This window comes from Luteococcus struthionis, assembly GCF_048595755.1.
In the GTDB taxonomy this organism is placed as follows: domain Bacteria; phylum Actinomycetota; class Actinomycetes; order Propionibacteriales; family Propionibacteriaceae; genus Luteococcus.
In genome coordinates this window covers 2186112-2210021 of the sequence record NZ_CP184360.1, presented here as the reverse complement: position 1 = coordinate 2210021, position 23910 = coordinate 2186112, and the positions used below count along the sequence as shown (strand labels likewise).

The following is a 23910-nucleotide window of genomic DNA, read 5'->3' as shown; positions in this document are numbered from 1 at the left end:
TCAGACACGCGCCACCTCGGTCGCTGCGGGGGTGGAGACCATCAGCTCGTCGACGGTCAGCACGTCGCTGGGGTGGAAGACCTTGCTCACCTGCGGCGCGAAGGTGGGAGAACTCGTGCACACCTCCCGGGTCGGTCCATCGGCGACGACGTCACCGTCGGCCATCACGATGGTGCGGTCGGTGGCCGCCGCGGCGAACTCCACGTCGTGCGTGCTCACCAGGACGCAACTGCCGCCCGCGGCAAGCCTGGTGAGGATGCGTCGCAGCTGGTCCTTCATGGCATAGTCCAGGCCCCTGGTGGGCTCGTCCAGCAGCACCAGCACGGGGCGGGCCGCCAACTGGATCGCCAGCACCAGGGCCAAGCGCTGGCCCTCGGACAGGTCGCGTGGATGACGCTCCGGGTCCAGGTCGGCACCGAGCTCACGCAGGATCGCCGCCGTGGTGCCCGCGGTAGAGTCGGTCTCCCGATCGGCTTGGGCACACTCCTGGGCCACGGTCGGCAGATAGAGCAGGTCGACGGCCTCCTGCGGCACCAGGCTGACCACCTCGCGCGCCCGCTGGGCAGCAACCTCACGCGGGTCGATGCCTTGGACGTCGATCTGCCCCGTGCTGGCCGCCGCACCTTGCAGGGCCCACAGCAACGACGACTTGCCCGCCCCGTTGCGGCCCATGACGGCGGTGATCGTGCCCGCCCGCAGGCTCAAGGACACGTCGGCCACGGCCTGGACGTCGCCGTAGCTGACCCCCAGCTGCTCGACGCGCGCCACCTCGGCACCACCCGCCACCACCAACTCGCGGCTTGCGCTTGCTGCGCTCACCGTGACGCGCTCGCGCTGCACCCGGCGACGGGCATCGCGCACGCTGAGCGGTACTTCCGACCACCCCAGGCGGCGTGCCAGCGCGCTCAGTGGAGGCACCACGTCGGCACGCGCCAGCACCTGACCGGCGGGCCCGTGCTCGACGCTGCCGTCCCCCGGCAGCCACAACACCGAGTCGGCCACGTGCATCACGCGTTCCAGCCGGTGCTCGGCCAGCACGACGGTGAGCCCCACTTCGTAGACCAGCGTGGTGATCGCCGAGAGCACGTCCTGGGCGGCGGTGGGGTCCAGCGCACTGGTGGGTTCGTCCAGCACCACCACGCGAGGTTGCGCCGCCAGCACGGCGGCGATGGCCACCCGCTGCTGCTGGCCTCCAGAAAGCTGGGTGAGGGCCCGGCGACGCAGCCCGGCGATGCCCATGATGTCCAGCGTCTCCTCCACCCGCTTGCGCATCGCCGACGGAGACAGCCCCAGCTGCTCCATGCCGTAGGCGACCTCGTCCTCCACCCGATCGGTCACGAACCCCGCCAACGGGTTCTGCCCCACATATCCGACGGCCTCGGCAAGATCCCGCGGCCGGTGCGTCCGGGTGGAGCGGCCCTCGACGCGCACGTCACCGGCCAGATGGCTGCCGCTGAAATGCGGCACCAGTCCGTTGATGGCGCCCAACAGGGTCGACTTGCCGGTACCGGTGCGGCCCACCACCAGGCACAGGTCCCCGTCGGGGATCACGAAGCTGGCCCCCGCCAGCGTCGGGGTCTTGGCCCCGGCGTGACGAATGGAGACGTCGTCGAACTCGATCACAGCTCATCCTCCGGCGGTGGCGGGGTGGTCAACAGGGGTGAGCCGACGGCCAGCAGCAGGGGCAGCACCAGGAGATGGAGTTGCGGCCACTGGGGTGGCGAGGCCGCGGGGCTGGCGATGCCGGGCTCCACCGCCACCAGGACGACCGCCGCGATGACGGCAATCACGCCGGCCAGCAGGAGCGTCCATTCGGGCAGGCCCCAGGCATCGGGGCGGTACCGGGTCACGGCCAGCCGACGCCCGGAGACCCGGATGCCCGCCACGGCCAGGCCCACGCCGCCCAGCAGACAGAGCCACGACCATGGCGACGAGCCGGGCACCCCCAGTAGCAGGAAGGTGCCGTAGGTGATCAGCACCATCGCCCCCATCAGGGCCGCCGTGGTTCCGGCACCCACCGGGCGTTGCCGATGGGTACGGCCGTAGCCTCGGGCCTCCATGCCGGCGGCCAGCAGCAGCGATCGATCGATGGCGTCCTCCAGCACGGGCACCACCACCGCGCCCAGCCCGCGCAGACCGGTGCCACCGCCGCGCAGCCGCCGCGCACGCCGCACGCGCTGCACGCTCTCCACCAGCTGGGGCGCGACGCTCAGGGCCACCACCAGGGCGACGCTCAGTTCGTACAGGGCCGGGGGGATCGAGCGCAATGCACGTTTGGGGTTGGCCAGCGAGTTGGCCGCCCCGACGCACAACAGGATCGCCACCAAGCGCAGCGAGTCGTAGAGGGTGTAGAGCAAGCCGTCCAGGGTGACCGGGCCGCCCAGCCGGATGCCGGCCGCCCAGCCGGGCAACTGCAGCTGGGGAAGCGTGAACAGCACCGTGCCCGAGCGGTTGACACCCATCACGACCTGGAAGAACATCCGGATGCCCAGCACCACCAGGGCCAGGGTGAGGTAGGCACCCGTCGAACGTGCCCAGGGCGCATTGCTGCGACGCTCCAGCACCACGATCCAGACCAGCACGGTGGACATCACCACCAGCAGCGGGTTGTGGACCAGGCTGATGGCCACGGCGCAGCCCAGCGCCCAGGACCACCACCCCAACGGATGCACCACCCGGGTGCGTCGGACCCGGGCGGCTGTCTGCGCACCGACTGTCTCCACGGCGGCAGCCGGTGTGGGAGGGCAAGGACGTCGCGCAACGACCGATCGGGTCATGGGCTGTCCTTCCTCGTCCCCGCGAACCGCGACGGGGCGTGATGAATCCTGGTTTCGCTGCAGGCCAGGCATTCCGACTTCGACGAGGGTCGTCACGGCTGCGGGTCAGTTCCGGACTTGCACCGGATTCCCCTGGCTGCAGGCTCCCAAACTACTCCACTGCCTCGTCAGTCACCCAAGAAGTCCTTGGCGGCCTGGACGCCGAGCAGCACCTCGGGCGGGTTGCCCACGGCCACCCCGATGCGACGGCGCTGGATCTCGCTCATGGGTTTGGGCAGCGCGTCCAGGTCGAACCAACCGACCTCCACCGACTCGTCGTCTCCCACGTGGGCCTCGCCGGAGACCCACCGGGCACGGTAGGTGTGGTCCAGGTAGTCGTTCTGGTCCCCGTTGTCGTACTGCATCAGACCGGTCGGGCTCACCCAGACCAGGCGCTCGATCTCGATCTCGACGCCGGCCTCCTCCTTGGCCTCGCGCACCGCCGCCAGGTGGGGGTCCTCGCCCGGTTCGACGATGCCGCAGATGGGCGTCCACGCACCGTTGTCGGAGCGCTTGACGCACAGCACCTGGTCTCCGCGCGGGCCGGGACGCAGCACCACGGCCGTCGTTCCGGGCAGCCACAGCAGGGCATTTCCGATGTGCTTGCGCAGTTCCAGGATGAAGTCAGGTGTCGGCATGGCTCCCAGACTATGCGTGCGGGCCGTTCCACAGTGTGATTGGTTGCCCGCAGAGCTGACGATCTGGCTCCATTGCCCCTAGAATCCGAGGTGCAAGGCCATGTCCGTGGCCCGTTCAAGGAGGAACAGTGGGAAACCAGATCACCAAGGTGCTCGTGGCGAACCGCGGCGAGATCGCCGTGCGTGTGATTCGTGCCGCCGCCGATGCCGGAATCGGCAGCGTTGCGATCTACGCCGACAGCGACTCGGAGGCGCTCTTCGTCAAGCTGGCTGACGAGGCCTTCGCGCTGAACGGAGCCACCCCGGCCGAGACCTATCTCAACGTCGACAAGGTGCTGTCGATCGCCAAGCAGGCCGGTGCCGATGCCGTCCACCCCGGCTACGGCTTCCTGGCCGAGAATGCCGACTTCGCCCGCGCCGTCATCGATGCCGGCCTGATCTGGATCGGTCCCCCGCCGGAGGCCATCGAGAACCTCGGCGACAAGGTGAAGGCCCGCCACATCGCCCTCAAGGTGGGTGCCCCGCTGGTGCCCGGCACCCCGGACCCGGTGGCCGACGCCGACGAAGTCGTCGCCTTCGCGAAGGAACACGGACTCCCCATCGCCATCAAGGCCGCCTTCGGTGGCGGCGGTCGTGGCCTCAAGGTGGCCCGCACCATGGAAGAGGTGCCCGAGCTCTTCGAGTCGGCCACCCGCGAGGCCGTCACCGCCTTCGGGCGTGGCGAGTGCTTCGTCGAGCGCTACCTGGACAAGCCCCGCCACGTCGAGACCCAGTGCCTGGCCGACCAGCACGGCAATGTCGTGGTGGTCTCCACCCGCGACTGCTCGCTGCAGCGTCGTCACCAGAAGCTGGTCGAGGAGGCCCCCGCTCCCTTCCTCACGGACGAGCAGATCGAGCGCCTCTACGAGTCCTCCAAGGCCATCCTCAAGGAGGCTGGCTACGTGGGTGCCGGCACCTGCGAGTTCCTGGTCGCCCAGGACGGCCTGATCTCCTTCCTCGAGGTCAACACCCGCCTGCAGGTGGAGCACCCCGTCTCGGAGGAGGTCACCGACCTCGACCTGGTGCAGCAGATGTTCCGCATCGCCAATGGCGAGGAGCTCGGCTTCGACGATCCCGAGATCCGCGGCCACTCGATCGAGTTCCGCATCAATGCCGAGGACGCCGGCCGCAACTTCATGCCGGCTCCGGGCACCCTGACCCGTTGGCAGCCCGCCGGTGGCCCCGGCGTGCGCGTCGACGAGGGTTACCACGCCGGGATGACCGTCCCGGGTTCCTTCGACTCGCTGGTGGCCAAGGTCATCGTGACCGGCGTCAACCGTGACCACGCCATCACCCGCGCCCGCCGCGCTCTCAAGGAGATCGTGCTCGAGGGCATGCCCACCGTCATCCCCTTCCACCGCGCGGTGCTCGAGGATCCGGCCTTCGTGGCGGCCGACGGCAACTTCGGCGTCTACACCAACTGGATCGAGACCGCGGCCGATCTCAAGGTCGCCCCCTACAAGGGCGAGCTGGGCGAGGCCGAGGAGCACGTCGAGCCCAAGACCGTCGTCGTCGAGGTCAACGGTCGCCGCATGGAGGTCAAGCTGCCGGGCGACCTGGCCGTCGCCGCCAAGCCCGGTTCCGGCAAGGCCAAGCGCCCCACCAAGCGTGACCGCGGTGGCGCAAAGGCCAGCGAGGCCAGTGGCAACTCGGTGACCGCCCCGATGCAGGGCACCGTGGTGAAGTTGGCCGTCGAGCCCGGCCAGACGGTGGCCGAGGGTGACTTGGTGGTGGTCCTCGAGGCCATGAAGATGGAGAACCCGGTGACGGCGCACCGCTCCGGCGTCATCAAGGCCGTCAGCTGCGAGGTGGGCGCCACGGTCACCGCCGGCGCAGTCCTGGCCGAGATCGAGGATGCGGAGTGATCCACTGACCGAGTCTGTGAAGACTCCATGAATACTGCCGAGGCGGGCCCACACGGTTGGGCCCGCCTCGTGCATGCAGCACACTGGTAGCCATGTTCGAAATCCTGATGCTCCTGATGGTGGTGCTCACGGTTGCTGCCCTGTTCCAGTCGAGCCGGCAGCGCAAGGCCCTCGAGGCCCAGCAGACTGCCGAGCTGGAGGCAGCCCTGACCACCAGTCGGCGAGCCGCCGAGGAGGACGTCACCAAGTTCGGCGAGGAATTGCAGCGTCTGGATTCCCAGGTGGCCGGTCACCCGCTGGACCACGCCATGCGGCAGGACTATGAGCGCGCACTGGACGCCTACGACGACGCCAAGAAGTCCTTGGACGCCGTCACGCAGCCCGACGAGATCCGCCACGTCACCGAGATCCTGGAGGACGGGCGCTACGCCATCGCGTGCGTCAATGCACGGGTGGCCGGCGATCCCCTGCCGCAGAAGAGGCCGCCGTGTTTCTTCAACCCGGCCCACGGCCCCAGCAGCCAGAATGTCTCCTGGACCCCGCCCGGCGGGGCGCCGCGCGACATCCCCGCGTGCCCGGCCGATGCCGAACGGGTGCTGGCCGGCGCCGACCCCTACATCCGCACCGTGCAGGTGGGCGCCCAGCGCGTGCCCTACTGGCAGGGTGGCCCGGCCTACGCCCCGTGGGCGCAGGGCTACTACACCGGCTGGCAGGGCTCGAACCTCATTCGCGACATCGCGATCGGTTCCATGATCTTCCACGGCATGAGCGGCCTGCCGTACATGATGGACGGCATGGGCGACGGCCTGGGTGAGATGGGCGAGGGCGTCGGTGACATGTTCGGCGGCATCGGCGAGGGTTTCGAGTCCATCGGTGACGGCATCGGGGGCATGTTCGACGGGCTGGGAGACTTCCTCGGCGACTGACCCCGTGGTGGTTCGGGCGCGAGGACACGCAACGGGTGGTCGTCGTGAGCCACGGGCACCGGGGCAGCACTGGTGGACGGCGTGACGCGCCTGTCGGCTCGATCACGCCACGGCCCATGCTGTCTGGCCACCGCAGCCGGAGGGCCGACTTCCTGCTGCGGTGACCAGACGGATCAGACCTGCGTCTTGGACGGCTTCTCCGGGTGGTCGTGCAGGTGCAGCTGGCGTGCTGCCTCCGCAATCGACCCCGACATGGACGGATAGACCGTGAAGTCGTGGCTGAACTGGTCGACGGTGATCTTCTCCGCCACCGCCAGCGAGAGTGAGTGGATCAGCTCCGAGGCGTGCGGCGCGACGACCACGCCACCCACGATGATGCCGGTCACCGGCAGGCAGAAGACCTTCACGAAGCCCTCGTTGACGCCCTGCATCTTGGCCCTCGGGTTCCCGGCCAGCTGCAGCGTCTTGGTGCCGATCCGCAGGTCACCCTCGTCCACCTGCTTCTGCGTCATGCCGACGGTGGCGATCTCCGGGGCGGTGAAGACATTGGAGCTGACCGACTTGAGGTTCAGCGGGGCGACGGCATCGCCGAGCGCGTGCCACATGGCGATGCGGCCCTGCATGGCGGCCACGGAGGCCAGCGCGAAGACTCCGGTCACGTCACCGGCGGCGTAGACGGTGCGCTGCGAGGTGCGCGAGACCTTGTCGACGACGATGTGGCCGCTCTTGGAGAGCTCGATGCCGGCTTCCTCCAGGCCGATCCCCTGCGTGTTGGGGATGGAACCCACGGCCATCAGGCAGTGCGAACCGCGGATCTCGCGGCCATCCTCCAACGTGACGACGACCTCGTCGCCCTCACGACGGGCGGCATTGGCCCGGCACTCGCTCATGATCTCCATGCCGCGACGCTCGAAGACGTCCTGCAGCACGGCGGCGGCGTCCTGGTCCTCGCCCGGCAGCACCTGCGAGCGCGAGCTGACCAGCACCACGTCGACGCCCAACGCGTCATAGGCATTGGCGAACTCGGCACCGGTGACTCCCGAGCCGACCACGATCAGCTTCTCGGGAAGCTCGGTGAGGTTGTAGACCTGCTTCCAGTTCAGGATGCGTTCGCCGTCACACTTGGCGGTCTCCAGCTCACGCGGCGTGGTGCCGGTGGCCAGCAGGATGATGTCGGTCTCGATGCGCTGCTCGCCCTGCTCCCCCACGATCACCACCGTGGTCGGGCCGTCCAGCCGCGCCTCCGCCTGGATGTACTCCACGCCTGCGCGCTCCAGCTGCGCGGCGATCGACTCCGACTGGGCCCGGGCCAGGTCCAGCACGCGCCGGTTCACCTGCTCCAGGTCGACCTCCACCGACGACGCGATGCTGTCGTCCTCTCCGGAGGCGGTGACCTTCAGCCCGAGCTCTCCCGCCCGCTCGATGGTGGTCATCACCTCCGATGTGGCGATGAGGGTCTTCGAGGGGACGCAGTCGGTGAGCACGGCGGCGCCGCCGAGCCCAGTGCGTTCCACGAGAGTCACCTCCGCGCCGAGTTGGGCCGCCACAAGGGCAGCTTCGTAGCCTCCGGGGCCTCCACCAATGATCACGACTCTGGTCACGTGGGTCATTCTTCCAGACTTCTGGCCCGGCCCCTATTGTTTGACAGGTGAACACCATCGACTTCGCCGATCCTTCCGCGGCAGCAGCCACGGCCGCCGACCATGTTCGTCGCACACTCCTTGCACCAGCAGGGATCGAGGGCATCGACCTGGCCCTGGTGCTGGGCTCTGGCTGGAACCAGGGCGTCGAGGAGTTGGGCGAGGAGATCGCCAGCGTGCCGCTCGACGAGGTGCCCGGCTTCAGCAAGCCCGTCGTCCAGGGGCACGGCGGTGCGCTGCGGCTGGCCCGCACCCCCAATGGCAAGGTGGCCATGGTGCTGACCGGCCGTACCCATTTTTACGAGGGTCGCGGGGTGGCGCCCGTCGTGCACGGAGTGCGCACCGCCGCCGCGCTGGGTGCCACCATGCTGGTGCTGACCAATGGCTGCGGTGGCCTGGATCCTGCCTGGGCTCCCGGAACCGCGGTCCTGATCGCGGACCACATCAACCTGACCGGTGCCACACCGCTGCGTGGCGCCACCTTCATCGACATGTCGGAGGCCTACAGCCGACGGTTGATGACCGTGGCACGACAGGTCGAGCCGTCGCTGCCCGAAGGTGTCTACGTGCAGTTCAGCGGCCCCAGCTACGAGACCCCCGCCGAGGTGAAGATGGCAGGCATCCTGGGAGGATCCCTGGTGGGGATGTCCACCGCCTTGGAGACCATCGCCGCCCGCGAGGCGGGGCTCGAGGTGCTCGGCATCTCACTGGTCACCAATGCCGCGGCCGGCATCAGCGGGGAGAACCTCGACCACCAAGAAGTGATCGAGGCCGGCAAGCAGGCCGGCCCCCGCCTGACCTCGCTGCTGCAGGGACTGCTCGCCGCGCTCTGACCCCAGTCCCCACCCCGAAGGAGCACACCCACATGATCGACGCCGACCTGCGCCGCACCGTCCTTGGCTGGATCGCCCAGGATCCTGATCCCGAGACCCAGGCCCGCCTGGCCGAGCTGTTGGCCGCCAGTGACGCGGGTGACCAGGGCGCCAGCGACGAGATCACCGACGCCTTCGCCGGGCCGCTGACCTTCGGCACGGCCGGCCTGCGCGCGGCACTGGGGCCGGGCCCGGGGCGGATGAACCGGGTGGTGGTCAGTCGCGCCGCCGCCGGTTTCGGCGCCTGGTTGGTCGAACAGGGCCGTGCCGGGGGCAAGGTGCTCATCGGCTACGACGCGCGAACCAATTCCGACGTCTTCGCCCGTGACACCGCGGAGGTGCTCGCCGGGGCCGGCTTCCAGCCCATCCTGAGCGAGGGGCACGTCCCGACGCCGGTGGTGGCCTTCGGCATCCAGCACCTGGGTTGCGTGGCAGGCATCGTCGTCACCGCGAGCCACAATCCCCCGGCCGACAACGGCTACAAGGTCTACCTGGGTGACGGCTCGCAGATCGTCCCACCGGCGGATGCAGAGATCCAGCAGCAGATCGAACGGGTCTCGGCGCAGCCGGTCGAGACGCTGCCCCGGAGCACGGACTACGAGATGATCGGCCAGCAGTTGGTGGACGACTACGTGGCCGTGGCCCAGCAACTGGTGCCGGCCGACAGCCCCCGCCAGGTGGAATGGGTCTACACCGCCATGCACGGCGTGGGGGCACGCGTGGTGGAGCAGGCCGTCGAGGCAGCGGGCTTCCCGGCTGCCCACAGCGTGCCCCAGCAGCACGATCCGGATCCGCTCTTCCCCACCGTCGCCTTCCCGAATCCCGAGGAGCCCGGCGCCATCGACCTGGCCCTCGAACTCGCCGAGCAGACCGACGTCGACCTGGTGGTCGCCAATGATCCCGATGCCGACCGTTGCGCCATCGCGGCGCCCTTCCCGGGGGTCGGCTGGCGGATGCTCACCGGCGACGAGCTGGGCTCGCTGCTGGGCGATGACGCGATCCGTCGCGGGGTCGACGGGGTCTTCGCCAATTCGGTGGTCTCCTCCACCCTGCTGGGCACCATGGCCCGGGCCGCCGGCCGCGAGCACGTCACCACGCTGACCGGCTTCAAGTGGATCGGTCGGGTCCCCAACCTGGCCTTCGGCTATGAGGAGGCCATCGGCTACTGCTGTGATTCGCCGCACGTGCCCGACAAGGACGGCATCACCGCCTGCCTGACCATTCTGCGCCTCGCGGCCGAGCTCAAGGCCCGGGGCGAGACGATCGCCGATCGTCTGGACGAGATCGCCCGTACCCACGGCGTGCACGCCACCAGCCAGCTCAGCGTGCGGGTGGACGACCTGCAGATCATCCGCGACGCCATGCAACGACTGCGCAATGATCCGCCCGCGATGTTGGCGGGCGCCCCCGTCCAGGTGCGCGACCTCAATCAGGGCACCGACGAACTGCCTCCCACCGATGCCATCGAGTTGTCGGGCGAGCGGGTGCACGTGGTCGCCCGCCCGTCGGGGACCGAGCCGAAGCTGAAGTGCTACCTGGAGGCCCGGGTGGATGCCCAGCGGTCGCAGCAGGACCTCAAGGCCGCCCAACAGGAGGCCGCCGCGATGCTGACCCTGCTTCGGGACGAGATGGCCACCGCGCTGGGCGTCTGAGCGGCCACCGCGTCACCTCCCAGAGTCGCCCCTGACAGGCGATTTCGTGGTCCGGCCTGGCCTGCCGATCGCATACGGTTGATGACATGGACCCACTGCGCCTTCGTGCCCGATCACTGCTGCGGGGCTGCCTCGCCGTTCTGCTGGCCCTGCTGGTCGTGGGGGTCTCGCCCCAGCGCGCGCTGGCGGACGAGACCTCCTCCGAGTGGCAGATCACCCGGCATGACACCCGCGCGGAACTGGCCGAGGACGGCACCGCTCGGGTGACCACCACGATCGACTTCGACTTCGGACGCGATGCAGGCCACGGCCCCTACCTGACCTTCGTCACCCGTCAGGCGATCGCCGGCGACAAGGACCACTGGCGTCGCATCAAGTACGACCGGATCCGGGTCAGCAGCCCCACCGGGGCGCCGACCAATCTCAAGCGCACCAGCGAGCCCGGTGTGCTCACGCTGCGCGTGGGACGCGAGGGCACCCGGGTGCGCGGCCTGCAGACCTACGAGATCAGCTACCAGTTGCACGGCATCGTCGACCCGACCAATGCCGAGAGCGGGCTGGACGAGGTCAACTGGAATGTCATCGGGGACGGGTTCACGGTGCCGATCCGCAATGCCAGCACCACCCTGGTGATGCCCACCGAGGTGACCCGCACCGCCTGTTGGGTGGATCGCACCCAGACCTGCCAGCGCACCAGCACCGATGGCGCCGAGGTGACCTACCGACACAACAACCTGGCCGAGGGCGAGCCGATGCAGGTCGTGGCGGGAGTGCCCGCGGGCACCTTCGTGAATGCCGAACCGGAGTTGGTGACCCGCTTCAACCCCACCCGTGCCTTTGCCCCGAACCTGGCCAATGCCGCCGGCGCGGGCGGCATCCTGGTGGCCGGACTCCTGCTGGTGGTCCGGGCGGCACGACGTCACGGACGCGACGAGGTCTACGTCGGCCTGACACCGGGCCTGGCCCCCGAGCCCGGCATGGCGGGTGCCACCCGCCGCAGCAGCCGCAAGGCCCCCGTGGCCGTGCAGTTCACCCCACCGGCCGGGGTGACCCCCGGTGAGATCGGGACCCTGGTGGACGAGAAGGCCGACCCCCGCGACGTGACCGCCACCCTGATCGACCTGGCCGTGCGCGGTCACCTCACCATCGAGCAGACCGGCAAGAAGACCTGGACCTTCACCCGCTCCCGGCCGCGGGTGCCGCAGCAGCTGTTGCCGCACGAGAAGAAGGTGCTGGAACACCTGTTCAGCAAGGGCAACCAGGTGACCACCAAGCAGCTGAAGAACAAGCGCTATGCCAAGCTCTTCCCGCAGGCCCGTTCCGCGCTGTACAAGCAGGTCACCGGGGGCCGGCACTGGTTCAGCAGCAGCCCACAGACCACGCGCATCGTCTGGCTGGCCGTCGGTCTGCTGGTGGCCGGCATGGGACTGCTCGGCTTCATCCTGGGCATGCTCCTACTCAACCTGGCCTGGCCGGGACTCGCCCTGCTGGTGGTGGGCCTCGCCCTCGCCGTGGTCTCCCCGTGGATGCCGGCGCGCACGGCCGAGGGATCGGCCGCGCTGGCGCAGGCGCGTGGCTTCGAGCTGTACCTGCGCACCGCCGAGGCCGACCAGCTCAGGTTCGAGGAAGGTGAGGACATCTTCTCCCGCTACCTGCCGTGGGCGATCATGTTCGGCGTCGCGGAACGGTGGAGCAAGTTGTTCGAGCAGCTGGCCGCAGAGGGGCGCTATGACATGCAGCCCGGTTGGTATGTGGGCAATCACTACGCCTTCAGCTACGGCTACCTGGGCTCGTCGATCAGCTCGATGGGTGACAGCTTCTCCTCGGCCATGCAGAGTTCCCAGGCCGCGGCGGCCGCCTCGTCGATGCAGTCCTCCGGCGGCGGCTCGGGCTTCAGCGGCGGCGGTGGCGGCTTTGGCGGCGGTGGCGGCGGAGGTTGGTGATCCGCCCCACTAGCATTGGGCTCCGTGCGCACCGTGATCCTGTTGGCAGGCCCCTCCGGAAGTGGCAAGTCCCGCCTGGGCCGGGTGACCGGGGCCGCCCAGTTCCGGCTTGACGACTTCTACAAGGACCACGACGCTCCCGGCCTGCCAGTGGTGGACGATCGCGTCGACTGGGATGACGTGCGCAGTTGGGACTGTGACCGGGCCGCGCTCGCCCTGGGCGAGTTGCTGGAATCGGGGCGCACCACGGTGCCCAACTACTCCATTTCACGCAGCCGGGCCGAGGGCACGCGCGAGGTCGATCTAGGAAGCGCCCGGGTGGTGATCGCTGAGGGCATCTTCGCCCCCGACCTGCTGGCTGCCTGCCGCAGCCGTGGCATTGCCGTCACCGCGCTGTGGCTCGACCGCTCGCGCCACGCGAACTTCGCGCGACGACTGCGGCGCGACCTGGCCCAGCACCGCAAGCCACCGTCCATCCTGCTGCGACGCGGCCTGATGCTGTGGCGTGAGGAGGGCGCCAAGCGTGAGCACGCCCTGGCCGCCGGATTCCGGCCGATGGGCATGAAGCAGGCCATGGCGCTGGTGCGGGAACTCGGAGCCTGAGCGTGCTACCGACCTCGCCGGACCGCTTGCCCGATGCGCCGGTGCCCGGTCTGGGCTGGCGGGCGCACCCGTTGGCCCGCGCCGTCGCCTTCCCGCTCTGTTTCACCGCCACCGCGCTGGCCATCTCGCCGCTCGGGCACGACTCCCCCGCATGGGTCTGGGCCGTGATGCAGCTCTTCTGCACCGTGGTGGCCTACCTGCTGGTGGTGGTGCTGATGGAGGGTCGGGCAGTGCCACACGAACTGGCACCACGCCGGGCCGGCGGGCTGGTGACCGGACTTGTGACGGGCGCCGTCGGTTGTCTGCTGGTCTTCGCGCTGTGCTGGCTCTTCGGTTGGCGCACCGTGACCGGGGTGGATCCCAGCGCCCCGGTGTGGCTGCCCGTGCTGCAGGTTGGGGTCGTGGCGGGCATCAGCGAGGAGATCATCTTCCGGGGCATCCTGTTCCGGCTGGCCGAGCGCGGGTTGGGCACCTGGGGAGCCTTGCTGCTGTCGGCCCTGCTGTTCGGCATGGTGCACCTGGGCAATCCCGATGCCACCTGGTGGGGGGCGGTGGCCATCGCAGTGGAGGCCGGTCTTGGTCTTGGACTGTTCTATGCCCTGACCCGCAGCCTGTGGGTGGTGATCGGAGTCCATGCTGCCTGGAATGTGGTGCAGGGACCGCTGCTGGGGTCGGCCATCTCGGGCGCCACCGCCAATGGCGATGGGCTGGTCAGGAGCTCCCCGGCAGGCCCGGAGGCGCTCTCCGGCGGTGACTTCGGGCTGGAGTCCTCGCTGGCGGCCGTCGTGCTGTGGCTGGCCGCGTCGGCGTGGCTGTTCATCCGGCTTCGCGAGAACCGTGACCGGATGCTTGCCCCGGCATGGCGACGCCGTTCACCAGCCGTGTGAGCACCTCGCTGGTCGGTGCATCGAGCCGCACCGTGGCCAGCTCGTCGGCACGCGTGGCCCCCTGGTTGACCACCACCACCGGCTTCGACTGCTTGTGCATGTAGCGGGCAAAGCGCAACCCGCTCATCACCGTCAGGGAACTGCCGGCCACCAGCAGCGCATCGGCCCGGTCACACCAGGCGAAGGCCTCGCGAACACGATCCTTGGGGACGGGTTCACCGAAGAAGACCACGTGCGGCTTCAACACTCCCCCGCAGTTCAGGCACTCCGGAACCACGAAGTCGTGCCATTCGTCCACCACCGCGTCGGCGTCGGGACGCAATTCGGCGTGGCCCATGTCGCGACGTGGCTCGACATCGGGGTTGAGGGCCGCCAACCGGGGCTGCAGGTCTGCGCGACGCGTCACCTGGCCGCAGTCCAGGCAGATGACCTCGGCCGATCGTCCATGCAGGGTCACCAGTCGCTGCTGCCCCGCGGCCTCGTGGAGGCCATCCACGTTCTGGGTGATCACGCCGACCAGGCTGGTGGGGTGACCGGTGCCCTCCCACTGGGCCAGCGCCCGATGTCCGACATTGGGGTCGGCCCGCCCCAGGTGTTCCCAGCCCTGGTAGTTGCGGGCCCAGTAGCGACGACGGTTCGCCTCGTCTGCCACGAACTCCGAATACATCATCGGAGTGGCGCGTTGGGCGCGCGGCCCCCGGTAGTCGGGCACTCCCGAGGCCGTTGAGATCCCCGCACCGGTGAGCACCACTGCGGAGTCCAGCTCCTCCAGCAGTTCCCGCGCATCCTCCAGGTCTCCCCGCAGCACGGTGGTCGGTTCCCAGGCGCGAGTGGCGCGGCGCACGTCGAGTTTCACGCCCGCGAGTCTAGGCGGCAGGTGTCCTCGGGCGAAGGATCGCGTAGGCCACCAGGCCCGCGAACAGGCCCCAGAAGGCCGCGACGAGCCCCAGGGCCGAGATCCCGGAGGCGGTCACCACGAAGGTGATCAGGGCGGCCTCGGTGACGCTGCGGTGGTGACCACCCTCATGCATCGTGTCGTAGACGGCATTCTGCAACGGCGAGAGCAGTGCCACACCGGCCACCGCGGTCAGCATCTGGGGCGGGATGGTGGAGAAGAGCGAGACAATCGTGCTGGCGAGGAAGCCCCCCACGATGTACACGACGCCGCAGCTCATGCTGGCCACATAGCGTCGGGCGCGATCGGGGTGGGACTCCGGGCTGATGGCGATCGAGGCGGTCACGGCCGCCAGGTTGATGGCGTGGGACCCGAAGGGCGCCATCGCCGCCCCCACCAGGCCGTTGGCCCCGATCAGGGCGCGGTCGTTGACCTGGTAGCCACTGTTCTGCATGACGATCAGCCCCGGTGCGTCCTGGCCCACGGCCGTCACCAGCGCCAAGGGCAGCGCCACGGCGAGCACGGTGTCCAGGGAGAAGGTCGGCATGGTCCACACCGGCAGGGTGAGACCCAGCTCGACGTGCATCGGGTTCGACTGGCCCGTCGCAACCGCCAGGATGCCTCCGAAGGTCATGGCCAGGATCACCGCGAAGCGTGGCTCCCACCGCCGCCCCAGCAGGTAGCCGATCACCAGGCCGCCGGCCACCACCGGCTGCTGCGCCACGGCCTGGGCCACCTTGAGGGCGAAGGGCACCAGCACGCCAGCCAGCACCGCCGCGGTGATGGGACGCGGTGTGGCCCGCATCAGCTTGCCGATCCAACCGGTGAAGCCCAGCAGGGCCGAGAGCAGACCACACACGATGAAGGCTCCGATCACGTCGGAGTACTCGTGTTGCGGCAACAGGCCCACCAACAGGGCCGCGCCGGGGATGGACCAGGCGACCATCACCGGGGTGCGGGTGATCCACGACGCGAACAGGCACAGCAGGCCCGAGGCCACCGAGATGGCCCACACCCAGGATGCCGTCTGCCGGGCGTCCAGACCGCCCTGACGTGCCGCCTCCAGGACCACCAGGAGCGGTCCCGCATAGGAGACGACGACGGCGATGAGTCCGGCGAACAGTGCCGACAGGCTGGCGTCACGGCGTAGGGATCGGGAATTCACACACGTCACCCTGACACAGGACCCGGCGACTTCGTGGGCACAGTTTCGAACCCGTCTCAATCACCTGCCGTGCCTTATCAATGCCGACCGGTGCCCGCGCTGGGCCGCTCACCAGCTGCCGATGCTGGTTCCGCCGCCACCGCCGCCGGAGCTGAAGCTGGAGGAACTGGACGAGGAACCCGATCCGCCGCTGCTCCAACCGCCGCCTCCCGAGGAGCTGCTGGAACTGCGCGGCATGGCGTCGGAGATGGAGCGATCCAGCTTCCCCAGCTGACCCACGTCGCCCGCCACCAGCCAGGGCACGCTGGCCTCCACGGCTTGGGTCCGCCCCTGCGCGGCCGCCTCGCGGCAGACGCGGACCCAGCGGTCGGTCACGTCGAAGAGCACGGCCCAGGGCAGGTAGCGGTTGAAGATGTCCTGCTCCTCCTCGAAGCGGATCTGGCTGGCCTCCGCGGTGGCCAGATAACGCTTGAAACCGACGAGCTGGTCATGCCGCGCCGTGCCCAGCCCCGTGCGCCGATACTTCGGCGGCCCCATCCGGTTGAAGGTCAAGCCGATGATGCTGCCCAGCACCGCCGCCACGGCCAGCACCACGGACCGGGCCGTGCCCCAGGTGGGCAACAGCAGCCAGGCCGCCGCGAGCGATCCACCCAGCAGCACCGCCACGGACCACAGCGGAACCTTCCATCCGGAGCGCACCGGCTGGAAGAAGGACGTCAGATGGGACCGGCTGACGCTGCGGCGCACCTCGTCGGCCATCGACTTGGCCGCCTCCGGCGGCAGCGACGCGGTCGAACCGGCCGACAGGGCCTCCGCCAGGACACTGGCCTCGACTCCCGAAGCCCCGGCCTGTCCACCCTCCACCCGACGCACCAGCAGCGGATCGGCGGCCAAGGTGATCCGACCCTCGACGGCCAACTTGGTCAGCACCGCCGCCAGGTGCCGGGGGTGGTACTTGTCGTCGAGCAGCGCGGCGGCCTCGCTCAGCGGGATCTCCGGCGGGGTGAAGGCGACCGGGACCCCCGGTTCGTCGTCGTCGACCTCACGCGCCCCCGAATCCGGGACGACGCCGGGCGCGACGCCGGCGAAGCGTTGGTCCCTCACGCGCCCCACCCGGCGGCCCAGCATCGGGATCACCGTCGTGGACAGGAAGGCAGTGACGGCGCCGCCGATCAGCCACTGTCCGTGGGTGGTCTCGCGCAGCTGTTCGCTGGGCTGCAGCGCGGACTGGTCCGCGCCTGGCACGGCAGAGGCCGGCAGCCAGACGTCCAGGAAGTCGCCATCCCACCCCGGCCCTTCGGCCAAGGTGACCGTCGACCCGTCGACGATCGGTTCCTGCTCCAGCGTGGAGCACTTCTGGTCACGCTTCAGCATCCGGCTGACGCACTCGACCCGATCCACCGGGCCGGGGGCGGTCAGGCGGTAACCAGCCGGGGCATCGCCGTCGGGTTGCAGCGCCGCCGCCGGCCAGCTGAAGCGCACCTGGTCCCCGTCGCGCACACCGGCGCCCTGCACCCGATAGCTCAGCACCAATGTCTGGGGCCGGGTACCCGGCTGCACCGGCACCTCGACCGTCTCCTCCGCCCAGGAGGGTTTGGCCCCGTACGTTGTCTGCTGCTTGGCCTGCACCTGCTTCCCGTCGAGCGTCACCCTGAGCCTGTCCACCGTGAAGACCTGGTCCCGTTCCCGGTCATAGGCAATCCGGGTGGGAACTTGCAGCGAGATCCTGCCGGCATTCGGCGATGGCGAGACGGTGGCGGTGTGGGTGACCTGCGCGCTGCCGTCGGCGTCCAGCCTGATGCCGGTCTTCGCGGACAGGGCCTTGGGGTAATCGAAGGGTCGATCCACCAGCGTGGGGGTGGCATTGCGCACCGATCCCTTGGCGATCAACGCGGCGACGGTCAGTGCCTTGCCCGCGTAGTGGTCCGTTCCGGAGAAGGTGACGCTGCCGTCCTGCGGTGTGGTGCGGCAGTCCGTGGCGGAGCATTTCGGGCCGCTGAGCGCACCCGGCGCCTTGATGGTGACTCGGAAGGCCTCGAGGGTGGGGATGTCATCGCTGGTGACGTCCCAGTAGAACTCGGGCTGCCCATCGAAGGTGCGCAGCGCCCCCTTGGCGGTGTAACGGATCCGGTAGCTGGCCTCCTGACCCTCGACGGTCTTGTCCGGGTCGCCGATCTTCAGGGCCTGTCGGCTGGCGCCGTCATGGGCGGATTCGGTCTCGCTGGTGAAGGGGACCTTCTTCCCGGCCCCATCGGTCACCTGCAGGTCACTGAGCTGGTAGGTGGCCAGCTTGGACCGGTCGGCTCCCCAGACCTCACCGGTCAGGATCGTGAAGGTGATGCCGCGCCGGCCGGGCTCACCGAAGTGGTAGTCCACCTTGTAGTCCATGTCGACCAGGCCATCGGGGCGAATGGTGTAGGTGACGTCCAGCTTGCGGATGCTGTCCCCCGCCGCGGCCGACGCGGGCACCCCGCCCGCTGCCCCCAGGCCGGCCAGGAGCAGCAACGTGATCGGCAGCCAAAGGAGCAGCGCGCGGAGCTTGGTCATGCGCCCATGGTCCCAAGAAGGGGGGCCACTCCGGGGAAGGGTCAGTCGTGCTTGATCGGCGCCCACTCGGGGCCGGTCTCACCCAGCTTCTCGTCGAGCTTGGGGAAGATCGGGCTCGGCTTGGACAGCGGCCTGCCGACGACCACGGGGCGTGAGACCCATTCCGCCAGCTCGCCGGCGTAGTCACCCTGCAGGATCGGGTAGGACTTCTCGGAGCCGTCCTCGCGAGCCTCGGTGACCTCGACCAGTTGCGGCTGGGCCGCCCAGACACCGGTACCCCCCATGGCCTCGAAGACCTTCTGGGCGGCGTGCGGCATGAAGGGCGTCAGCAGTGTGTTGCAGTCGCTGACCACCTGCAGCGCCACGTGCAGCACGGTGTTGCGACGCTCGGGCTGGTCCTTCAGCTTCCACGGTTCCTGGTCGGAGATGTACTTGTTGGCCAGGCTCACGATGCGCATCGCCTCGGTGATGGCCGCCTTGAACTTGCACACCTTGAGCAGTTCACCGACGGTCTTGAAGGCAGTCGAGGAGGCCGCGAGCAGTTCCTTGTCCTCCTCGGTGAACTCCCCCGCCTCCGGGATCGATCCGACGTTCTTGTGTGCCATGGAGATGGAGCGGTTCACCAGGTTGCCCCACTCATTGGCCAGCTCGTAGTTGGTGCGGCGCACGAACTCGTCCCAGGTGAAGTCCGTGTCCTGATTCTCGGGGCCGGCGACGGCGATGAAGTAGCGCAGAGCGTCGGGGCCGAATTCCTTGAGGAAGTCGCCGACGAAGATCGAGGCGCCGCGGGAGCTGGCCACCTTGGAGCCACCCATGGTGAGGAATTCGGAGCTGACCACCTCGGTGGGCAGGTCCAGCGTGCCGAACCACTCACTGGTACGGCCGCCCTTGTCGCCCTTGCCGTTCACGCCGAGCAGGATGGAGGGCCAGATCACCGAGTGGAAGACGATGTTGTCCTTGCCCATGAAGTAGTAGCTGCGCGTGGCCTCGTCGGTCCAGTACTTCTTCCAGGCGTCGGGATCGCCGGTGCGCTTGGCCCACTCGATGGAGGCGCTCAGGTAGCCGATCACCGCGTCGAACCAGACGTAGATGCGCTTGAGGTTGTTGTCCTCCCAGCCCTCCAGCGGGATCTTGATGCCCCAGTCCAGGTCACGGGTGATGGCTCGGGGCTGCAGTTCCTTGGCGAAGTTGGCGCTGAAGCGCAGCACATTGGGGCGCCAGTCCTGACGGGTCTCCAGCCAGGCCGCCAGTGCGTCGGCGAAGGCGGGCAGGTCCAGGAAGAAGTGCTCGGTCTCGACGAACTTCGGCACCTCGCCGTCGATGCGGCTGTGCGGGTTCTTCAGGTCGACGGGGTCGAGCTGGCGGCCGCAGTTGTCGCACTGGTCGCCGCGGGCACCGTCGAAGCCGCAGTGCGGGCACTCCCCCTCGATGTAGCGGTCCGCGAGGGTACGGCCGGTCGACGGGCTGATCGCGCCCATCTCGGTGCGGCTGATGATGTAGCCGTTGTCGTGCAGGACGGTGAACATCTCCTGCACCACCTGGCGGTGGTTGTCCGTGGTGGTGCGGGTGTAGAGGTCATAGCTCAGGCCGAGGCCCTGCAGGTCCTCGGCGATGATGCGGTGGTACTTGTCCGCGGTCTGCTCGGCGGTGAGCCCCTCGGAGTCGGCCTTCACCTGGATGGCGGTGCCGTGCTCGTCGGTGCCCGAGATCATCAGCACCTCGTGGCCCGACATTCGCATGAACCGGCTGAACACGTCGGAGGGAACACCGAACCCGGAGACGTGTCCGATGTGACGGGGACCATTGGCATAGGGCCACGCGACGGCAGCAAGAACATGAGCGCACATGCGGCACAGACTATCGCCCGTCGCCCCCTGCTCGCGCCACCCCCAACCTCACGGGGCCCTCTCAGCCCACATCGGTATTCTTTGCTTCCATGGCCTCCCCCACCCTGCAGACCTCTCCCGAACCGCGCCGTCGTGGCTGGGGCATGAAACGTTGGCTGACCGCCCTGCTCGCCCTGGTCCTGCTGCTGGCCGCGGCGGGGTACGGGCTGCACCGCCACTTCAACAACAACCTCACCAGCATCGAGCTGCCCGAGGGCATCGGTGGCGGTGAGGCGCTGCAGGGTCTGCCCAAGGGGGTTGCCCAGAACATCGTGGTGATCGGCACCGACCAGCGCCAGAGCGCGGAGAACTGCCGGCTGGGAGGCTCCTGCGGCGACGACAAGCTCGACGGGGACAACAACGCAGACGTGTTGATGCTGGTGCACCTCTCGGCAGACCACGAGTCGCTGTCGGTGGTGAGCATCCCCCGTGACACCGTGATCGATCTTCCCGACTGCCGCGCCACCTCGACGCCTTCCCCCTCGGGGCAGGAGGAGGCCCAGACCGGGGGCCGGGGCCGCATCAACGGAACCCTCAACAACGGCGTCGAATGCACCCTGCGCGCGGTGCACGAGCTGACCGGCCTGCCGATCACCCACTTCATGATGGTCGACTTCGCCGGTGTGATCAGCCTGTCCGACGCCGTGGGCGGCGTGGACGTGTGCGTCGACGCGGACGTCTACGACACCTACTCGCACCTGAAGCTCAAGCAGGGTGACCACACATTGCAGGGTGAGGCGGCGCTGCAGTTCCTGCGGACCCGCCACGGTTTCGGCGACGGCTCGGACCTGGGCCGCACCGGCGCCCAGCACCTGTACCTCAGTTCGCTGCAGCGTGAGCTGGAGAGCCTGGGAACCCTGCTCAACCCGACCAAGGTCTACCGCTTGGCGCAGGCCGGCACCAAGGCCCTCACCGTCGATTCCGGTCTGGACGACGTGCGGCACCTGGCCAGCCTGGGCATGACGCTGGGTGGCGTCTCCACCGAGGCCACCGCCTTCGTCACCCTGCCCACCGAGCAGAACCCGGACAATCCCAACACCGTGGTGCCGGCGCCGCAGGCCGAGGCGCTCTTCCGCAAGCTCGCGCAGGACGCGCCGTTGGCCACACCGTCGCCCTCGCCCTCGGCAAGTTCGGCCAACTCGACCAGTTCGGCTTCGCCCTCGGCCAGCTCGAGCCCTGCCGCCTCACGCTCGGCGCAGGCCACGCCCAGCGAGCCGCAGGCCTCGGACTCCGGCAGCCCGATGGTCTCGGCCGAGGCCAAGCAGTGCGCCAAGGTGAGCACCCAGCAGACGGTGGAGATCAAGGGTGTCCCCATGACCCCCACCGAGGCCTACGCCGCCTCCCCGCAGATCCCGGATTCCACCTCCTGACCCGCCGGGTGGCCCTCGCCTGTCAGGCGGCGTCGCGCCCGGCAGCCGCGGCGGTGCCGCCGAGCAGCTGCGGCAACTGCTGGTCGTAGAGGCTGCGCAGCTGCGCATTGCCCATCACCCGGCCGGGATCGGCGGTGGCCAGGCCGATCCCCCACTGCCCGGCCCGACGGCGCTGGGCGGGGGTGCCGTGGTGCCCATTGCTGTCCAGGTTGCAGTCGCCGATGCCGTACAGCACCTGCGACACCGCCGGGGTTCGCGCCGGCAGCAGCCGACCGCCCTGCTGGTGCACCGTGTAGTAGCCGGCCGAGGCGTCGGCGTGCAGCTCGGTGTAGCGGGTCTGCTCGGGACTGGCCGGGGTCTGGTCGTCGATCATGCCGTTGCGGTACTGCACCTGGTGGGCGTACTCGTGGGCCAGGACCACCTGCGGGGCGACGTCGCCGTGCCCCAGCTCGTCGTAGACGTCGAGCAGGCCCTGCCCCATGGCGATCCGACCGCCCCGCTGCACGTCCTCGGCATCGCGCACCGCGTAGGCATTGAAACTGAAGACGGGGTTGCGGCCGCCGTCCAGCCCGGGGCTGGTCTTGACATAGGTGGAGATCGCCTCGGCGAGGACCTCTGCGACAGAGCTGGGCACCAGCAGGCGTTCGTAGACCTTCTGGACCCGCTGCTCGTCGGCCAGCATCTGCCCCGACATGCCCATCAGCTGGATGCGAGATCCGTCGACGTCCCAGAAACCTTGCAGCCCGGCAAGGTGCTGCTGCAATTGCTTCGCCTTGCCGGTGTCGGCCAGGGGCGCGTCCGAGGGCTGCTGCGCCAGCATCACCTCCAGGCTGGGCAGCATGTCGGCCAGGGTCAGGGTCAGGAAGACCCGGTCGGTGAGGGTGAGCTTGGCCTGGTGGGCCTCCAGGGCCCGACTCAGTTCGGTCTCGCTCTGGCACAGCTCGTCCGAGGTGCGCTGGATCGCGGGGCGTGCGGGCCATTCGATGCCGTGCTTGGCCAGCTCTGCGCGCATTCGGGACTCCAGACCAGCCCGCGCAACCGCCTTGCGCACCTTCTGCACTTGCAGCTGGGTGGTGCGAGCCTCGGCCGAGGTCATGGGACGGGGCTTTTCATCGGTGTTGTCCGGGCTGGCCTGGGCCGGCGCTGCGCCCAGCCCGGTGAACGCGAGCCCTGCCGCGAGCACGCCGATGACACTGCGATTGGTCTTGGTGGACACGGTTGTCTTGGTGGACAAGGGATTCCTCCTGGGTGGGGTGTCCCCGCAGTCTGTCGCACCAGTGGGGTCAGCAGCATCCGTCGTCCGGATGAATCTGCTGCCGGGAACCGCATCCTTCGGTTAGCGTGGTCCTCCACGCACCCCGACCAGGAGCCCCACGTGACCCCGAGCATCGACGAACTGGCCCGGCGCCTCGACCGGGCCCAGGAGCGCGGAGAAGCGCTCGAGCAGCATGGCGACGGGCTGAGCCTGGCCCAGGCCTATGCCGTGCAGGCGGCGATCAAACAGTTGCGGATCGAGCGGGGCGAAACCTTCCTGGGCCCCAAGCTCGGGTTCACCTCCCGCGCCAAGATGGCCCAGATGGGCGTGGACGAGGTGATCGTCGGCTTCCTCACCGACCGGATGCAGCTGGCCCCCGGCAGCACCCTGTCCCTGGCCGGCCTGGTCCATCCCCGCGTCGAGCCGGAGCTGGTCTTTCGGCTGGCCCACGACGTGGTGGCCGAGCCGGGCGAGGACGCCGTGAGCCTGGGCCGCCGCCTGGAGGATGCCACCGACGCGGTGGCGGCTGGGCTGGAGGTGATCGACTCGCGCTATCGCAACTTCCGCTTCTCGCTTCCCGACGTGGTGGCAGACAACACCTCGGCCTGCCGTTTCGTGGTGGGCGACTGGCAGCCCTACCCGCGCCCGATGAGCGGTCTGGCGGTGTCCATGCTGGTGGACGGCCATCAGGTCTCCGCGGGCAGCAGCGACGCGATCCTGGGTGATCCGCGCCAGGTCTTCACGGCCTTGGCCGCTGTCGCCCTGCAGCACGACATCCCCCTGCCCGCCGGCGCCCCGGTGTTGGCCGGGGCCATGACCGAAGCCGTGGCCCTGCAACCGGGGCAGCAGGCGAGCGTGCAGCTTGAGGGCTTCGCCGAGGTGGGCCTGTCCACCCGGTGAGCCCGCTCCCG

18 protein-coding genes and 1 riboswitch are annotated in these 23910 nt (G+C 69.2%); of the genes, 9 read left to right on the top strand and 9 right to left on the bottom strand.

Annotation, left to right across the window (positions count from 1 at the left end; all coding sequences use genetic code 11):
• The 3 genes from ACOAMO_RS10140 to ACOAMO_RS10130 all read right to left on the bottom strand — a co-directional run bounded on the left by ACOAMO_RS10140 (position 1) and on the right by ACOAMO_RS10130 (position 3454).
• A complete protein-coding gene (locus tag ACOAMO_RS10140) occupies positions 1 to 1623 on the bottom strand; it encodes an ABC transporter ATP-binding protein (protein ID WP_420174673.1) in 1623 nt (540 codons plus the stop codon).
• A complete protein-coding gene (locus ACOAMO_RS10135; RefSeq protein ID WP_420174672.1) occupies positions 1620 to 2723 on the bottom strand; it encodes a CbiQ family ECF transporter T component in 1104 nt (367 codons plus the stop codon). Before ACOAMO_RS10135 ends, ACOAMO_RS10140 begins: the two co-directional genes overlap by 4 nt.
• A 98-nt stretch (positions 2724 to 2821) precedes the next feature.
• Positions 2822 to 2947: riboswitch (cobalamin riboswitch) on the bottom strand.
• Positions 2945 to 3454 (bottom strand): NUDIX hydrolase, encoded by a 510-nt coding sequence (locus ACOAMO_RS10130; protein ID WP_420174671.1) that lies wholly within the window; start codon positions 3452 to 3454, stop codon positions 2945 to 2947. It overlaps the preceding riboswitch by 3 nt.
• Before the next feature lie 128 nt (positions 3455 to 3582).
• On the opposite strand from ACOAMO_RS10130, the gene ACOAMO_RS10125 reads away from it, so the two are divergent.
• Together ACOAMO_RS10125 and ACOAMO_RS10120 are read left to right on the top strand one after the other, a co-directional pair.
• Positions 3583 to 5358 carry an acetyl/propionyl/methylcrotonyl-CoA carboxylase subunit alpha gene (locus ACOAMO_RS10125; protein ID WP_420174670.1) on the top strand — a complete coding sequence of 592 codons (1776 nt, stop codon included), beginning with the start codon at positions 3583 to 3585 and terminating at the stop codon, positions 5356 to 5358.
• 92 nt (positions 5359 to 5450) lie between these two features.
• Entirely contained in the window at positions 5451 to 6284 is an 834-nt protein-coding gene (locus ACOAMO_RS10120; protein WP_420174669.1) for a hypothetical protein, read from the top strand.
• Between the two features lie 173 nt (positions 6285 to 6457).
• Here the strand turns inward: ACOAMO_RS10120 and ACOAMO_RS10115 are convergent, their stop codons facing one another.
• Entirely contained in the window at positions 6458 to 7885 is a 1428-nt protein-coding gene (locus tag ACOAMO_RS10115; protein ID WP_420174668.1) for an NAD(P)H-quinone dehydrogenase, read from the bottom strand.
• A 47-nt stretch (positions 7886 to 7932) separates the two neighbouring features.
• Here ACOAMO_RS10115 and ACOAMO_RS10110 point away from each other — a divergent pair, with 47 nt between their 5' ends.
• The 5 genes from ACOAMO_RS10110 to ACOAMO_RS10090 all read left to right on the top strand — a co-directional run bounded on the left by ACOAMO_RS10110 (position 7933) and on the right by ACOAMO_RS10090 (position 13881).
• On the top strand, positions 7933 to 8757 hold the full coding sequence (locus ACOAMO_RS10110; RefSeq protein ID WP_420174667.1) for a purine-nucleoside phosphorylase: 825 nt from the start codon (positions 7933 to 7935) through the stop codon (positions 8755 to 8757).
• 32 nt (positions 8758 to 8789) lie between these two features.
• Positions 8790 to 10448, top strand: a complete 1659-nt coding sequence (locus tag ACOAMO_RS10105; RefSeq protein WP_420174666.1) for a phospho-sugar mutase — start codon at positions 8790 to 8792, stop codon at positions 10446 to 10448.
• A gap of 86 nt (positions 10449 to 10534) precedes the next feature.
• A complete protein-coding gene (locus ACOAMO_RS10100; protein WP_420174665.1) occupies positions 10535 to 12391 on the top strand; it encodes a DUF2207 domain-containing protein in 1857 nt (618 codons plus the stop codon).
• A 42-nt stretch (positions 12392 to 12433) separates the two neighbouring features.
• Positions 12434 to 12994 carry a uridine kinase gene (locus tag ACOAMO_RS10095; RefSeq protein ID WP_420177014.1) on the top strand — a complete coding sequence of 187 codons (561 nt, stop codon included), beginning with the start codon at positions 12434 to 12436 and terminating at the stop codon, positions 12992 to 12994.
• 2 nt (positions 12995 to 12996) lie between these two features.
• On the top strand, positions 12997 to 13881 hold the full coding sequence (locus ACOAMO_RS10090; RefSeq protein WP_420174664.1) for a CPBP family intramembrane glutamic endopeptidase: 885 nt from the start codon (positions 12997 to 12999) through the stop codon (positions 13879 to 13881).
• Here the strand turns inward: ACOAMO_RS10090 and ACOAMO_RS10085 are convergent.
• The 4 genes from ACOAMO_RS10085 to metG all read right to left on the bottom strand — a co-directional run bounded on the left by ACOAMO_RS10085 (position 13811) and on the right by metG (position 20335).
• The gene (locus ACOAMO_RS10085; RefSeq protein WP_420174663.1) at positions 13811 to 14737 is read right to left on the bottom strand and encodes a Sir2 family NAD-dependent protein deacetylase; all 927 of its coding nucleotides are present in this window, start codon (positions 14735 to 14737) and stop codon (positions 13811 to 13813) included. The genes ACOAMO_RS10090 and ACOAMO_RS10085 overlap by 71 nt on opposite strands.
• A gap of 10 nt (positions 14738 to 14747) precedes the next feature.
• The gene (locus ACOAMO_RS10080; RefSeq protein WP_420174662.1) at positions 14748 to 15941 is read right to left on the bottom strand and encodes a benzoate/H(+) symporter BenE family transporter; all 1194 of its coding nucleotides are present in this window, start codon (positions 15939 to 15941) and stop codon (positions 14748 to 14750) included.
• 108 nt (positions 15942 to 16049) lie between these two features.
• Positions 16050 to 18488 (bottom strand): DUF2207 domain-containing protein, encoded by a 2439-nt coding sequence (locus tag ACOAMO_RS10075; protein WP_420174661.1) that lies wholly within the window; start codon positions 18486 to 18488, stop codon positions 16050 to 16052.
• 41 nt (positions 18489 to 18529) lie between these two features.
• A complete protein-coding gene (gene metG / locus ACOAMO_RS10070; protein ID WP_420174660.1) occupies positions 18530 to 20335 on the bottom strand; it encodes a methionine--tRNA ligase in 1806 nt (601 codons plus the stop codon).
• Between the two features lie 89 nt (positions 20336 to 20424).
• Between metG and ACOAMO_RS10065 the strand changes: the two genes are divergently transcribed.
• Complete coding sequence (locus ACOAMO_RS10065) at positions 20425 to 21744, top strand: LCP family protein (protein WP_420174659.1); 1320 nt, start codon at positions 20425 to 20427, stop codon at positions 21742 to 21744.
• A 22-nt stretch (positions 21745 to 21766) separates the two neighbouring features.
• On the opposite strand, the gene ACOAMO_RS10060 is transcribed toward ACOAMO_RS10065, so the two are convergent.
• A complete protein-coding gene (locus ACOAMO_RS10060; protein WP_420174658.1) occupies positions 21767 to 22978 on the bottom strand; it encodes a hypothetical protein in 1212 nt (403 codons plus the stop codon).
• Positions 22979 to 23119: 141 nt separating this feature from the next.
• On the opposite strand from ACOAMO_RS10060, the gene ACOAMO_RS10055 reads away from it, so the two are divergent.
• Positions 23120 to 23899 carry a 2-keto-4-pentenoate hydratase gene (locus ACOAMO_RS10055; protein WP_420174657.1) on the top strand — a complete coding sequence of 260 codons (780 nt, stop codon included), beginning with the start codon at positions 23120 to 23122 and terminating at the stop codon, positions 23897 to 23899.
• Positions 23900 to 23910 lie beyond the last annotated feature (11 nt).

What these genes read in the sequence shown, in the direction of transcription:
- ACOAMO_RS10130 (WP_420174671.1), bottom strand. Translation starts at nt 3,454, where the DNA reads ATGCCGACACCTGACTTCATCCTGGAACTGCGCAAGCACATCGGAAAT.
- ACOAMO_RS10120 (WP_420174669.1), top strand. Translation starts at nt 5,451, where the DNA reads ATGTTCGAAATCCTGATGCTCCTGATGGTGGTGCTCACGGTTGCTGCC.
- ACOAMO_RS10105 (WP_420174666.1), top strand. Translation starts at nt 8,790, where the DNA reads ATGATCGACGCCGACCTGCGCCGCACCGTCCTTGGCTGGATCGCCCAG.
- ACOAMO_RS10100 (WP_420174665.1), top strand. Translation starts at nt 10,535, where the DNA reads ATGGACCCACTGCGCCTTCGTGCCCGATCACTGCTGCGGGGCTGCCTC.
- ACOAMO_RS10075 (WP_420174661.1), bottom strand. Translation starts at nt 18,488, where the DNA reads ATGACCAAGCTCCGCGCGCTGCTCCTTTGGCTGCCGATCACGTTGCTG.
- metG (WP_420174660.1), bottom strand. Translation starts at nt 20,335, where the DNA reads ATGTGCGCTCATGTTCTTGCTGCCGTCGCGTGGCCCTATGCCAATGGT.
- ACOAMO_RS10065 (WP_420174659.1), top strand. Translation starts at nt 20,425, where the DNA reads ATGGCCTCCCCCACCCTGCAGACCTCTCCCGAACCGCGCCGTCGTGGC.